This is a genomic window from Micromonospora sp. LOL_024 (genome assembly GCF_048060415.1).
GTDB lineage: Bacteria > Actinomycetota > Actinomycetes > Mycobacteriales > Micromonosporaceae > Micromonospora.
On the sequence record NZ_JBHMIS010000003.1, the window covers coordinates 88772 to 101395 of the forward strand.

15 protein-coding genes are annotated in these 12624 nt (G+C 72.1%); 1 reads left to right on the plus strand and 14 read right to left on the minus strand.

Annotation, left to right across the window (positions count from 1 at the left end; all coding sequences use genetic code 11):
• Position 1: 1 nt before the first annotated feature.
• From ACFHWY_RS06090 to pyrR, 3 genes are read right to left on the minus strand one after another with little or no spacing between them, the layout of a single operon-like run.
• Positions 2 to 1333 (minus strand): dihydroorotase, encoded by a 1332-nt coding sequence (locus tag ACFHWY_RS06090; protein WP_416579101.1) that lies wholly within the window; start codon positions 1331 to 1333, stop codon positions 2 to 4.
• Entirely contained in the window at positions 1330 to 2244 is a 915-nt protein-coding gene (locus ACFHWY_RS06095; RefSeq protein WP_416579102.1) for an aspartate carbamoyltransferase catalytic subunit, read from the minus strand. The genes ACFHWY_RS06090 and ACFHWY_RS06095 overlap by 4 nt, the downstream gene beginning before the upstream one ends.
• Positions 2245 to 2299: 55 nt before the next feature.
• A complete protein-coding gene (pyrR, locus tag ACFHWY_RS06100; protein ID WP_416579103.1) occupies positions 2300 to 2884 on the minus strand; it encodes a bifunctional pyr operon transcriptional regulator/uracil phosphoribosyltransferase PyrR in 585 nt (194 codons plus the stop codon).
• Between the two features lie 314 nt (positions 2885 to 3198).
• On the opposite strand from pyrR, the gene ACFHWY_RS06105 reads away from it, so the two are divergent.
• Positions 3199 to 3687 (plus strand): transcriptional regulator, encoded by a 489-nt coding sequence (locus ACFHWY_RS06105; RefSeq protein ID WP_007458348.1) that lies wholly within the window; start codon positions 3199 to 3201, stop codon positions 3685 to 3687.
• Between the two features lie 77 nt (positions 3688 to 3764).
• On the opposite strand, the gene nusB is transcribed toward ACFHWY_RS06105, so the two are convergent.
• The 11 genes from nusB to ACFHWY_RS06160 form a co-directional block, all read right to left on the minus strand.
• Positions 3765 to 4175 (minus strand): transcription antitermination factor NusB, encoded by a 411-nt coding sequence (nusB, locus tag ACFHWY_RS06110; RefSeq protein WP_416579285.1) that lies wholly within the window; start codon positions 4173 to 4175, stop codon positions 3765 to 3767.
• Positions 4176 to 4198: 23 nt separating this feature from the next.
• Positions 4199 to 4756: an elongation factor P gene (gene efp, locus ACFHWY_RS06115; RefSeq protein ID WP_416579104.1), complete on the minus strand. Its 558-nt coding sequence runs from the start codon at positions 4754 to 4756 to the stop codon at positions 4199 to 4201.
• A 314-nt stretch (positions 4757 to 5070) separates the two neighbouring features.
• A complete protein-coding gene (aroQ, locus tag ACFHWY_RS06120; protein ID WP_416579105.1) occupies positions 5071 to 5511 on the minus strand; it encodes a type II 3-dehydroquinate dehydratase in 441 nt (146 codons plus the stop codon).
• Positions 5508 to 6584, minus strand: coding sequence for a 3-dehydroquinate synthase (gene aroB, locus ACFHWY_RS06125; RefSeq protein ID WP_416579106.1), 1077 nt, complete (start codon positions 6582 to 6584; stop codon positions 5508 to 5510). The genes aroQ and aroB overlap by 4 nt, the downstream gene beginning before the upstream one ends.
• Before the next feature lie 111 nt (positions 6585 to 6695).
• Positions 6696 to 7211: a shikimate kinase gene (locus tag ACFHWY_RS06130; RefSeq protein WP_416579107.1), complete on the minus strand. Its 516-nt coding sequence runs from the start codon at positions 7209 to 7211 to the stop codon at positions 6696 to 6698.
• Positions 7208 to 8386 (minus strand): chorismate synthase, encoded by a 1179-nt coding sequence (gene aroC / locus ACFHWY_RS06135; RefSeq protein ID WP_416579108.1) that lies wholly within the window; start codon positions 8384 to 8386, stop codon positions 7208 to 7210. Before aroC ends, ACFHWY_RS06130 begins: the two co-directional genes overlap by 4 nt.
• Before the next feature lie 86 nt (positions 8387 to 8472).
• Positions 8473 to 9441 (minus strand): glycosyltransferase family 2 protein, encoded by a 969-nt coding sequence (locus ACFHWY_RS06140; protein ID WP_416579286.1) that lies wholly within the window; start codon positions 9439 to 9441, stop codon positions 8473 to 8475.
• Positions 9390 to 9980 carry a glycosyltransferase gene (locus ACFHWY_RS06145; RefSeq protein ID WP_416579109.1) on the minus strand — a complete coding sequence of 197 codons (591 nt, stop codon included), beginning with the start codon at positions 9978 to 9980 and terminating at the stop codon, positions 9390 to 9392. The genes ACFHWY_RS06140 and ACFHWY_RS06145 overlap by 52 nt, the downstream gene beginning before the upstream one ends.
• Positions 9977 to 10459, minus strand: coding sequence for a UDP-N-acetylglucosamine--LPS N-acetylglucosamine transferase (locus ACFHWY_RS06150; RefSeq protein ID WP_416579110.1), 483 nt, complete (start codon positions 10457 to 10459; stop codon positions 9977 to 9979). Before ACFHWY_RS06150 ends, ACFHWY_RS06145 begins: the two co-directional genes overlap by 4 nt.
• Positions 10456 to 11724, minus strand: coding sequence for a hypothetical protein (locus ACFHWY_RS06155; RefSeq protein WP_416579111.1), 1269 nt, complete (start codon positions 11722 to 11724; stop codon positions 10456 to 10458). Before ACFHWY_RS06155 ends, ACFHWY_RS06150 begins: the two co-directional genes overlap by 4 nt.
• Positions 11721 to 12623, minus strand: a complete 903-nt coding sequence (locus ACFHWY_RS06160; RefSeq protein WP_416579112.1) for a sulfotransferase domain-containing protein — start codon at positions 12621 to 12623, stop codon at positions 11721 to 11723. Before ACFHWY_RS06160 ends, ACFHWY_RS06155 begins: the two co-directional genes overlap by 4 nt.
• Position 12624 lies beyond the last annotated feature (1 nt).

The window sequence follows — 12624 nt, forward strand, 5'->3', positions numbered from 1 at the left end:
ATCACTTGACTGCCTTTCCGTCTAGGACCGTCGCCACGCCACGCAGGAAGGTCGCCACGATGCGACCCGGCAGCGTCATCCGGGCGTACGGGGTGTTGCGGCTGCGGCTGGCCAGCTCCGCCGGTTCGATCACCCGGCGGGCCGCCGGGTCGATCAGCGTGAGGTTCGCCGGCACGCCCGGGGCCGGATCGTGGCCGTGCCCGGTCAGCCCGGCGATCCGGGCCGGGGCGCGCGACATCCGCTCGGCGATCAGATCCCACTCGGCGCCGAGCACGTCGAGGGCGATCGACAGCGCCGTCTCCAGCCCGAGCATGCCCGGCCGGGCGTACGCCCACTCGCACTCCTTGTCCTCCACCGCGTGCGGGGCATGGTCGGTGGCGACGATGTCGATCACCCCGTCGACCAGTGCGGCGCGCAGGGCGACAATGTCGGCGGCGGTACGCAACGGCGGGTTGACCTTGTACAGCGGGTCGTACGCTCCGGCTGGGCTCCAGTTGTTCGCCAGCGCGGGGCTCGCAAGCTCACTTCTCCCGCTCACGACTGCGTCGGTGAGCAGCAGGTGGTGCGGAGTCACCTCGGCGGTGACGCGTACCCCCCGGGCCTTCGCCTGACGCAGCACCTCGACGCTGCCGGCGGTGGAGACGTGGCAGACGTGCAGTCGGCTGCCGACATGCTCGGCCAGCAGCACGTCCCGGGCGATGATCGCCTCCTCGGCGACCGCCGGCCAGCCGGTCAGGCCCAGCCGGGTGGACACCTCCCCCTCGTGCATCTGCGCGCCCTCGGTTAGCCGTGGCTCCTCGGCGTGCTGGGCGATGATCCCGTCGAATGCCTTCACGTACTCCAGCGCGCGGCGCATCAGCCGCGGGTCGGCGACGCAGTGCCCGTCGTCCGAGAAGATCCGCACCCGGGCCGCGGAGTCGGCCATCGCGCCCAGCTCGGCGAGGCGCTCGCCGGCCAGGCCGACGGTGACCGCGCCGATAGGCTGCACGTCGACCAGCCCGGCCTCACGGCCGAGCCGCCAGACCTGCTCGACCACGCCGGCGGTGTCGGCCACCGGAGAGGTGTTGGCCATCGCGCAGACCGCGGTGTAGCCGCCCAGGGCCGCCGCCCGGGACCCGGTCTCGACGGTCTCGGCGTCCTCCCGGCCGGGTTCGCGCAGGTGGGTGTGCAGGTCGACCAGGCCGGGCAGGGCGACCAACCCGTCGGCGTCGACGACGCCCGCATCCGGCGCGGACAGCCCCGGGCCGGTCTCGGTGACGACGCCGTCGCGGATCAGCATGTCGGTCGGCGCGGCACCGAGCACACTGACATTCCTGATCAGGTAAGCGTTCAACGGTTGATCCCCCCGAGCAGCAGGTAGAGGACGGCCATCCGCACGGAGACCCCGTTGGTGACCTGTTCGACGATGGTGGAGCGCGGTGAGTCGGCGACCTCCGGCGTGATCTCCATGCCCCGGTTCACCGGGCCGGGATGCATCACGATCGCGTGCTCGGGGAGCCGGCGCATCCGCGGGCCGTCCAGACCGTATCGGCGGGCGTACTCGCGGGCGGACGGGAAGTACGAGTCGTTCATCCGTTCCCGCTGCACCCGCAGCATCATCACCACGTCCGACGACGGGAGCACCGCGTCGAGGTCATAGCAGACGTCGGTGCCCGCCGCGATGTCGACGGGGATGAGGGTGGGCGGCCCGACCAGGGTGACCTTGGCGCCGAGGGTGGACAGCAGCAGCACGTTGGAACGGGCCACCCGGGAGTGCAGCACGTCACCCACCACCGCCACCGACAGGCCGGCGAGCCGTCCCAGCCGGGAACGCATCGTGTACGCGTCGAGCAGCGCCTGGGTGGGATGCTCGTGGGTGCCGTCGCCGGCGTTCACCACCGAGCCGTCGACCCAGTCGGCGAGCCGGTGCGGTGCGCCGGAGGCGGGGTGCCGGACGACCACCGCGTCGGCCCCCATCGCCTGCAGGGTCAGCGCAGTGTCCTTCAGACTCTCACCCTTGGTGACGCTGGAACCCTTCGCCGAAAAGTTGATCACATCGGCGCTGAGCCGCTTGGCCGCCGCCTCGAAGGAGATCCGGGTACGGGTGGAGTCCTCGTAGAAGAGGTTGACCACGGTCCGGCCCCGCAAGGCGGGCAGCTTCTTCACCTCGCGGCCGGACACGGCGGCCATCTCGGCCGCGGTGTCCAGGATCAGGGTGGCGGTGTCGGCGTCGAGGTCGGCGCCGGAGAGCAGGTGCCTGATCACCGGCCCCACCTTCCGTTCGCGGCTGTGGGGCCCCGCTGCGCTGCACTCCTCGCGCTCACCGTGCGCCCTCTCCGTAGAGGCGGACCTCGTCGGTGCCGTCGGTCTCGGCCAGCGTCACCTTCACGTTCTCGGCGAGCGCGGTCGGAATGTTCTTGCCGACGTAGTCGGCGCGGATCGGCAGCTGCCGGTGCCCGCGGTCGACCAGCACGGCGAGCTGCACCGACGCCGGCCGCCCGAGGTCACCGAGGGCGTCGAGGGCAGCGCGGACAGTCCGCCCGGAGAAGAGAACGTCGTCGACGAGGACCACCCGCATGCCGTCGATCCCGCCGGCCGGCAACTGGGTCGGACCGACCGCCCTGGTCGCGTTGCGGCGCAGATCGTCGCGGTAGAGAGTGATGTCGAGCACGCCGACCGGCACGGCGATGCCCTCGAAGGCGCTGATCCGGGCGGCCAGCCGGCGGGCGAGCGGGGTGCCACGGGTGGGGATGCCGAGCAGCACCGTGTCGGCCGCGCCCTGGGTCTTCTCCAGAATCTGGTGTGCGATCCGGTCGACGACGCGTTGCACGTCGACGCTGGCCAGGATCACCTTCACCGAGGGTTGTCGCGGTGCCGACGATGGGGCAGCCGGGGGGTAGGCCACGACGGACCTCCTTCCCCGCCTCACTGGACGGGTCGTTAAAGGATGTCGGATCCTCCGGGCCGGCCACAGTCGGCCGGTGGAGGGGCTGCGGCCACGTTACCAGTGGTCGGCGCACCGATCGCGCTCGGGCACAGGTGTCCCGAGCCACGCTCGGTTGTCGCCTCCGCGCACCGGTTCAGCAGACGAAACGGGACAACCCAGCCTGGGTGCCGGAAGGGAGGGTCACCACCACTTGACCAGATTTCCGAATCCCCGTACCGTCACGCTCCGTAGCGATCGCTGGGAGAACCCCGAGCAGCACTGGGAGTGTCCGAATGCCCTCTGAATACGCCAAGTCTCTGGGCGCCCGTCTGCGCTCCATCCGCCAGCAGCAGGGTCTGTCCCTGCAGGGGGTGGAGGAGAAGTCGAACGGGCGCTGGAAGGCGGTGGTGGTCGGCTCGTACGAGCGCGGCGACCGCGCCGTCACGGTGTCCCGCCTGGCCGAGTTGGCCGAGTTCTACCGCGTTCCGGTCTCGGAGCTCCTGCCCGACGGCAGCGGCGTGCGACACGAGCCGACCAGCAAGATCGTCCTGGACCTGGAGCGCCTCTACGACGAGGCCAGCGAGGACCTCGCCTATGTCGCCCGGTACGCGCGCGCCATCCAGCAGCAGCGCGGTGACTACAACGGCCGGGTGTTGTCGATCCGCGCCGACGACCTACGCGCCCTCGCCATCGTCTACGACGCCTCGCCGTCGGGCCTGATCGAACGGCTCACCGAGCACGGCGTACTCGTCGCCGACCCCCGGGCGTTCTTCGCCTCCTGAGCGCCGACAGCGAAAGGGCCCGTGCCGGACGGCACGGGCCCTTCTCGTCGTGGTTTCCCGCCAGCCGTCGTGACCTGTCAACGGGTGGCGTACTCGGCGATGCGGCCGAGCAGACCGTTGAGGAAGCGGGGCGAATCGTCGGTCGACATCTGCCGGGCCAGCTCGACCGCCTCACTGATCGCCACCGCGTCGTCGATCTCTTCGACGTAGAGCAACTCGTAGACCGCGATCCGGGCGAGGTTGCGGTCGACCACCGGCATCCGGTCCAGCGTCCACCCCTCGGCGTAGCTGGAGATCAGCTCGTCGATCCGATCCAGGTGCCCGGCCACGCCCTCGACCAGACCGACTGCGTAATCGAGGTGGTCGGGGCGCGGCCTGGCGATCCGATCGAGGTAGCCGGCCAGCACCTCGACCGGCGGACGATCACGCAGGTCGGCCTCGAAGAGCACGTCAAGCGCCCGCTTACGCGCCTTGCGGCGCGCCGGCATCTGCTGCTTCGGACCCTCCGCCATCAGGAGCGGCCGAGGTAACGGCCGTCGCGGGTGTCGACCTTGATCTTCTCGCCGGTGGTGATGAACAGCGGCACCTGCACGGTCGCGCCGGTCTCCACGGTCGCCGGCTTGTTGCCACCGGTGGAGCGATCGCCCTGCAGGCCCGGCTCGGTGTAGGTGACCTCCAGCACGACGGAGGTCGGTAGCTCGACGTAGAGCGGCACCTCCTCGTGGGTGGCCACGGTCGCCTCGGCCTCGGGCAGCAGGTAGTTGGCCGCCTCACCGACCGTCCCGCCGAGCACCGTGATCTGGTCGAACGTCTCCAGGTCCATGAAGACGTAGTCCTCGCCGTCGGCGTAGAGGTACTGCATCGTGCGCTTGTCCACGGTCGCGGTCTCGACCTTGGTGCCCGCGTTGAAGGTCTTGTCGACGACCTTGCCGGAGAGCACGTTCTTCAGCGTGGTGCGCACGAACGCACCACCCTTACCGGGCTTGACGTGCTGGAACTCGACGACGGACCAGAGCTCCCCGTCGAGGTTGAGTACCAGGCCGTTCTTCAGCTCGTTGGTGGTGGCCATTTCCTGCCTTGATCAATTGGTGGACAGACCTGGCAAGTCTACTAGCCAGACCGCTACCCGCCGCCCGCCGCCCACTTCCCCTCCCGCATCCTTCGCTCTGCTTCCACCCACGTAACGGTGACTGCCGGTAACGGCCGCACCCAACGATCTCGATGGGGGTGCCGCGCGCCGACGCTGGTCAGCCGCTGTTGCGTCCGGTGAGGCAGAGCCAAGGATGCACGTACGTGGGTGACGGCTGCGACGACACGTCACGGACCGTGGCCACACGAAGAGTCTCCTCGGGCGGACTCAGGGGTGGCCCGCCCTCGGCGGCCTCAGCCGGCCTGGTCCCGGCCGGCGGCCAGGTACTGCAGGGCGAGGCGGTAGCCGTCGACGCCCAACCCACAGATCACCCCGGTCGCCACCGCCGACACGACCGAGTGGCGCCGGAACTCCTCCCGGGCATGGATGTTGGAGATGTGCACCTCCACCAACGGTCCGCGCAACATCGCACAGGCGTCCCGGACCGCGACGGAGTAGTGCGACCAGGCTGCCGGGTTGAGCACCACAGCCGCCCCGTCGTCCGCCGCAGCGTGCAGCCAGCCGAGCAGTTCGTGCTCGACGTCGGTCTGCCGGACGGTCACGCTCAGCCCGAACTCGCGCCCGGTCGACTCGCAGAGCTCGACCAGATCGGCGTAACTGGTCACCCCGTAGACGTCAACCTCACGAGTGCCGAGACGACCGAGATTCGGTCCGTTGAGCACATGGACCTTCATCGGGACACCGCCCGGTACGCCTCGTGCAGCAGCTCGTCGTCGGGGCCTTCCAATATCGCCGGCCGGGCCAGCCCGTCGAGCACCACGAAGCGCAGCAGGTCACCCCGAGCCTTCTTGTCGACCCGCATGGTTGCCAGCAGCCGTGGCCACGCCTGCGCCGGGTAGCTGGTGGGCAGCCCGAGCGCGGTCACCACGGCACGGTGCCGCCGAGCGGTACCGCCGTCGAGCCGGCCGGCGAGGCGGGCCAGTTCGGCCGCGTACACCAGGCCGACCGCGACCGCGTGACCGTGCCGCCAGCGATAGCCCTCCACCTTCTCGATCGCGTGGGCGAGGGTGTGCCCGTAGTTGAGTACCTCCCGCACACCCGACTCGCGCAGGTCCGCGGAGACCACGTCGGCCTTGACCCGAATCGCCCGCTCGACCAGTTCCCGGGCGACCGGTCCGGCCGGATCCGTCGCCGCGGCCGGATCCCGCTCGACCAGGTCGAGGATGACCGGATCGGCGATGAAGCCGCACTTGACGACCTCGGCCAGCCCGGCAGCCAGGTCGGCCGGCGGCAGACTGTCCAGCATCGCCAGGTCGGCCAGAACCCCGACCGGCGGGTGGAAGGCGCCGACCAGGTTCTTACCGGCTGCCGTGTTGATCCCGGTCTTGCCGCCCACCGCCGCGTCGACCATCCCCAGCAGCGAGGTGGCCACCGGCACCCAGCGCACACCACGCAGCCAGCACGCCGCCACGAACCCGGCCAGATCGGTGACCGCACCACCACCCAACCCGACCACCGCGTCGGTACGGGTGAATCCCGCCTCGCCGAGCCGGTCCCAGCACTGCGCCGCCACGTCGACGTGCTTGGCGGCTTCGGCGTCGGGCACCTCGATCGCCAGCGGGGTCATGCCGGCCGCTGCCAGCCGGGCACCGACCGCGTCGGCCGACGCCTTCAACGGTGGGGCGTGCAGCACCGCCACCCGGGCGGAGTCGGGCAGCAGGCCGGGTAGGGCGTCGAGCAGGTCGCGTCCGACCAGCACTTCGTACGGGCGGTCCCCGCCGACTGGAATTCGGGTCACCTCGTCCATCGCCCGGCAGCCTAGCCCACCAGCCGGCGGCCGAACCGCCGCCCGCACCTCGCGCCCGATGGGTGGAACGAGAGGTTTAGCGCCGGGCTGGCCGGGCACAGGGGCCCTTTCTTACCGCTTGAGCAGGGGGACGATCTCGGCGACAATCGCCTCCGGCGGGCGCCCGTCGGTGATCACCGTGGCGGTGGCCACCTCGGCGTAGAGCGGGCGGCGCTGGTCCATCAGATGCTTGAGGGTGGCCCGGGGGTTGATCGCCAGCAGCGGCCGGCCGATACCGAGCCCGACCCGCTTGACGGCGTCGGGCAGCTCGACGGACAGGTGCACCACCCGGTGTCCCACCAGAATTGCCCGGTTCTCCTCAGCCAGCACCGCGCCGCCGCCGAGGGCGAGCACTCCGGTGCAGGAGGCCAGCGCCGTGGCCAGGGCCGCCCTTTCGAGGGTACGGAAGTGCTCCTCCCCCTCGTCGACGAAGATCTCCGAGATCGGCTTGCCCGCGAGATGCTCGATGTCGGCGTCGGTGTCGCGGAACTCCACGCCGAGCGCGTCGGCCAAGCCCTGCCCGATGGTGGTCTTGCCCGACCCGGGCGCGCCCACCAGCACGCAGACGGGACGCGGCGGACCGGTCACCGGATCACCAGGGCGTCGAGGTAGCCGGCCAGGTTGCGGCGCATCTCGGCAACCGAGTCACCGCCGAACTTATCCACCGCCGCCTCGGCCAGCACCAGCGCGACCATCGCCTCGGCGACGACCGCGGCGGCCGGCACCGCACAGACGTCGGAACGCTGGTTGATCGCGGTGGCCGGCTCGCCGGTGGTGACGTCGACCGTGGCCAGAGCCCGGTTGAGCGAGGAAATCGGCTTCATCGCGGCCCTCACCCGCAGCGGTTCACCGGTGGTGATGCCGCCTTCCAGGCCGCCGGCCCGGTCGGTGATCCGGCGTACGCCGGTGGCGGTGGGCATGATCTCGTCGTGCGCCTCGGAGCCCCGGGACCGGGCCTGCTGCCAGCCGTCGCCGATCTCCACTGCCTTGATCGCCTGGATCGACATCAGTGCGGTGGCCAGCCGGGCATCGAGTTTGCGGTCCCACTGAACGTGGCTGCCGAGGCCAGGCGGCACCCCGTACGCCAGCACCTCGACCACGCCGCCGAGGGTGTCGGCGGCCTTCTTCGCGGCGTCGACCTCGGCGACCATCCGGGCGCTGGCCTCGGGGTCGAGGCAGCGCAGCGGGTCAGCGTCGATCCGTTCGGCGTCCTCCGGCCGGGGCCGCAGCCCAGATTTGACGGCGACCGGACCCAACTCGACCACGTGCGAGACAAGCTCGACGTCCAACGCCTGCCGCAGCAGCGCCTTGGCCACCGTGCCGACGGCCACCCGGGCGGCGGTCTCCCGCGCGCTGGCCCGCTCCAGGATCGGCCGGGCGTCGGGGTGGCCGTACTTCTGCATGCCGGCCAGGTCGGCGTGGCCCGGCCGAGGGCGGGTCAGCGGGGCGTTGCGGGCCTGGCTGGCCAGCTCGTCGGCGTCGACCGGGTCGGTGGCCATCACGGTGCGCCACTTGGGCCACTCGGAGTTGCCGACCCTGACCGCGAACGGGCTGCCCAGCGTCACGCCGTGCCGCAGGCCGCCGATGACCTCGATCTCGTCCTGTTCGAAGGCCATCCGGGCACCCCTGCCGTAGCCGAGCCGGCGGCGGGCCAACTCTCCGGCGATCTCGGTGGAGGTCACCTCGATTCCGGCCGGCACCCCCTCCAGCAACGCGACGAGGGCGGGCCCGTGCGATTCCCCTGCGGTCAGCCAGCGCAACACAGCGGCCAGTCTGTCACGCCCGGTGCCCGCGGTCCCGCACCGCCCACCGCGTCCCGCCCTGCGGACGCGGCGCACGGCGCGGCTGCTCAGATGCCTCGGCCCCGGGCGTGCAGGGCACGCAGCACCGTGTCGGCCCGGAGCAACCGCCCGGCGACCGCCAGGGCCAGGTAGGCGCGGGCTTCGCGCGGGTTGCCGCGGATGGTCCGGCCGGCCCAGCGCATCGCGTCCCGGGGGTTACCCGAGGCGGCCCGGGCGAAGGCGATCTGCCCGGTGACCCGCGCCCGACCCGCCGGCTGACTGTCGAACTCGGGGTAGCGGTCCAGCAGCCACCGCAATGCCACGGCGATGGTGTCCCACCGCTGGGCGAAGTAGGAGCGCCGGTGCCAGCGCACCAGCACGTACGGGGTGGGCAGGTTGACCAGCGGCGCGCTGCGGGCGGCCCGGAGCAGGAACTCGTAGTCCTCGGCGTAGCTGCCCGGGATTTCCTCGTCGACGAGTCCGAACCCGTCGCGCAGTGCGGTCGCCCGGATGAGGAAGGTCGACGGGTGCAACTCGGTCATCCGATCCCGCAGCAGGTCGGCCAGGCTGATCGAGTCGCGGGCCAGCACCCGGTCGACGGAGCGCCCGTCGTAGCTGATCCGGATGCCGCAGCTGACGAAGTCGGTGCCGGGCACGTCGGCCAGCGCGTCGGCCTGGGCCCGCAGCTTGCCGGGCAGCCACTCGTCGTCGTCGTCGCAGAAAGCGACCAGTTCGCCGGTGGCGGCCAGGATGCCCGAGTTGCGGGCGCCTGCCAGCCCGGGGGTGCGGGTGTTCGTCACCACCCGTACCCGCCGGTCCGGGCCGGCGAGTTCGGCCAGTGACGGCTCCGGTTCGCACTGGTCGTACACGGCGACCACCTCGACCGGCCCGGGGTACTCCTGCGCGACGATCGCGCGAACCGCGGCCCGCAGCAGTTCCGGGCGTTCGCGGGTGGGCAGGACGGCACTCACGCTCGGGTACCGGGTCACCGGTTCCGCCTTTCGTCGGGGCCGGACTCGCGCCACGGCCGCCACCAGGGTCGGTGTGGCCGCCGCGCGGCGGTGGCCACCAGGTCCTCGACGATCACCGCCACCCGCCGCACCGCGGCGCGCTGCCCGCTGGCCGCCTCGGCGTCCACCGACACGGCGAAGTGCGAACGGTCGGCCAGCCCGGCGGCGAGCGCGTCGAGCAGTTCCCGTCGGGACTCGCAGAGCGCGATCAGGCCGGCCGCGCCGAGCCGGCGGGCGAACAGCTGTTGGTGGTCGTCGACGTGTTCACCGTGGGTCGGATCCCGGGGCACCACGATCGGCAGGTGCCCGTGCCGGCGGGCCTCCAGAATGGTCGCCGGCCCGCCGTGGCACACCACCAGGTGGGCAGCGGCCATCGCGGCCTGCAACTCGGCGTGGCCGAGGAACGGCACCGCGTCGGGCAGCCCGGCGGTCCGGGTGTGCCCGTGCTGCACGGTCAGGTCGACGCTGTCGGCCACCTCCGCGTGCCACTCCCGCAGCCACTCGACCAGCCGGTCGAAGGGGTGTCTGTCGGTGCCGACGGCCACCAGTAGCCGGAGCCGGGTCACAGCAGGGTCCCCACGACGGTGGCCTCAGGGTACTGACGCCGCTGCTCCTCCCACTGCACCAGCATCACGGACAGGAACGGGCGGCACAGCCGGGCGGTCAACGTCGGTGTGTCGATCCGGTCGTAGACCTCGATGTAGATGGTCGGGATGCGCCGGAGCCGGGCGAGCACGACGAACGGCACCGCCACGCCCGCGCCGGTGGTGACCACCGCGGCCACCCGCCGCCGGCGCAGCAGCCGGGCGGCCAGCACCGTGTTGCGCAGCAGGTTTCGCAGGTCGCGGGTGGTCGGATGGTACGCCGGCACGACCTCCTCCCCGGCGAGCAGCGACAGGGCCTCGGGGGTGTCGAAGGTGACCCAGCACCGTCGCCAGGTCTCGTACCAGGGTCGCAGGGCGAGCAGTTGGGCCAGGTGCCCGCCGCTGGAGGAGACCAGCAGCAGCAGCGGCTGTGTCCCGGGCTGTTCGGTCGTGGTGTTCACGCGACTCCATCACCGCCAGCTCGCTTCTCGAGCGTGTCCAACAGCGCGGGGTGCAGTGCCGCGTTCCAACCGGCGCCGGCGTCGGCCAGCCGCCAGGTGCGCAGCCACATCTCTACCAGGTAGGCATCGAGCACCAGGTGGCGCTGTCGGGCGTCCAGCCCCAGCCGGTCGCCGTACCGGTCCAGCCACCGCCCGGCGATGTCGGCGGCCGGGCCGGCCGGCTCGCCCCGCAGCACCACGGCACGCTGGAAGGCGTCGTGGGCCAGGTCGAAACCGACGGGTACGTCGGGGCCGCTGTGCTCCCAGTCCCAGGCCACCAGTTCGCCGCCGTGCCGGCCCAGGTTCCACGGCACCCAGTCGCCGTGCCAGTGCCCGAACTCGACAGCGACCTGGCCGTGCCGCCGGGTCAGCGCGCCGACCGCCGCGACGGCCCGCCGCCCGGCGGGGCCTGCGGCGGCCCGCTGGGCCTCCGCCGCCAGCCGGGCCAGGAACGGTGAGCCGGCCAGCGGCCGGGGTGCGGCGGGCGGGCGGCCCCGGCGAGCCACCGCCAGCAACGCCGCCAGGTCGGGCGCGGCGGCGGTCCGTACCCCACGGACCTGGGCGGGCAGTGGCTCGATCACCGCGATCACCTGTCCGGCCCAGTTGACCTCGGCGAGCAGCCGGGGTGTGTCGGGGTGCCCCGCGCGGCCGGCCAGGGCGGGCAACTCGCGCAGCGCCGCCGCCTCGGCGCTGACCAGCGTCCGGGTGGCGTCGTTCCAGCCGATCTTCGCGTACCCGCGGGGCCTGCCGCTGTGGTCGAACAGTTGCAGCGTGGGCTTGTGGTTCGGATCCGGCGGGCGGATGCCGCACGCCGCGTACATCGGTGCGCCGAGGGCGGCGGCGAGCCGGTCGGCGAGGAGCACCGCCGCCGGGTCCAGCCGGTTGGGCAGGGCCACGATCAGTACCGGAAAGGGCGCCCTGTCGACAACCCCCACCCGGGCGGCCGCACCGAGCAGGGCCCGCGCCGCCCGCACCGTCGCCGGCCGCAGCGCGTTGTACGCCAGCAGCGCCGCCGCGGCGACCCGGGGCGAACCGTGCGGCAGCAGGAACCGCGCCCCGGTGACCGACGGTACGACCGCGTACCGGGCCACCACGGTGTGTCCGGCCGGCGGGACGGCGTCCACGCTCAGCGCGATCCGGTGGTCGGCGAAGACCGCCCGGGTGGCCCAGCCCAACCCGTCGGTACGCCGGCGAGGGTCGGTGGCGGCCGTGGCCGGCGCGGTCACGCCGCCCGGTCCGGCCAGTCGAGCGGAGACCCGAGCCGCTGCCGGAGCGCCTCGTTGTACGGGCGGTAGTACTCGGTCAGCTCGACGCGCAGCGGCGGCGGCAGCGGAGCGGACCGCCGGCCGTTGTAGACCTTGAAGTCGGGCAGGTCGACGGCCGGCAGGCCGAGGAAGTCCAGGGTGCGCCGGTAGGCCGCCCGTGCGTCGCGGAAGAGTTCCTCGCTGGGTAGGACGAACAGTTGACGTCGGTCGAAGTGGGCCAGCCACGGTTCCAGGTGCTCCAGGTACCGACCTCGGGCCCGATAGCTGTACCAGTCGAACCGCCGGCTGCAGTGATCCGGCTCGGCGATCAGCCGTTCCCGCTCGCCCGCCGTACGCTCCTGTTCGGCGGCCAGCGCGGCGGCGAAATCCAACGGCTCGACGCCGTTGGCCCGCCGCTCCTTCCAGTGCGAGTACGCCCGTTCCACCGGATCGCGCAGCAACACGATCAGGCGTGCCGCGGGCATCGACGAGGCGACCCGTTCGGCGACCAGGGGATGGAACATGTACAGCGGGGCGGCCTCGCCGACGCGGACCGGGCCGCCGTGGCGGCTCTCCAGCAGCTCCCGCTGCCGCACGGTGGGAAAGTGCGAGCGGTACCACGCCTCGCCGTGGCTCCAGTGCTCCTCGAAGTAGTGCGAGGACTTCGTGTTCCAGGCCGGGAAGAGCCGGGGCACCAGCGGGTGCGCGATGAGGTAGTTCCACAGCGAGGTGGTACCGCCCCGCTTGGTGCCGATGATCAGGAAGTCCGGTAGGGGACGGCGTTCGCTGGTGCGGATCCCGTAGTCGACGAGGCTGCCCCGCACCCGGCTCGTCACCTGGGCCGGCACCAGTTGTTTCACTCGGTCCCGAATGGACGACACG

Bases quoted from the DNA above. Each gene is read 5' to 3' on its own strand.
- ACFHWY_RS06105 (WP_007458348.1), top strand. From the start codon at position 3,199: ATGCCCTCTGAATACGCCAAGTCTCTGGGCGCCCGTCTGCGCTCCATC.
- nusB (WP_416579285.1), bottom strand. From the start codon at position 4,175: ATGCCGGCGCGCCGCAAGGCGCGTAAGCGGGCGCTTGACGTGCTCTTC.
- efp (WP_416579104.1), bottom strand. From the start codon at position 4,756: ATGGCCACCACCAACGAGCTGAAGAACGGCCTGGTACTCAACCTCGAC.
- aroQ (WP_416579105.1), bottom strand. From the start codon at position 5,511: ATGAAGGTCCATGTGCTCAACGGACCGAATCTCGGTCGTCTCGGCACT.
- aroB (WP_416579106.1), bottom strand. From the start codon at position 6,584: ATGGACGAGGTGACCCGAATTCCAGTCGGCGGGGACCGCCCGTACGAA.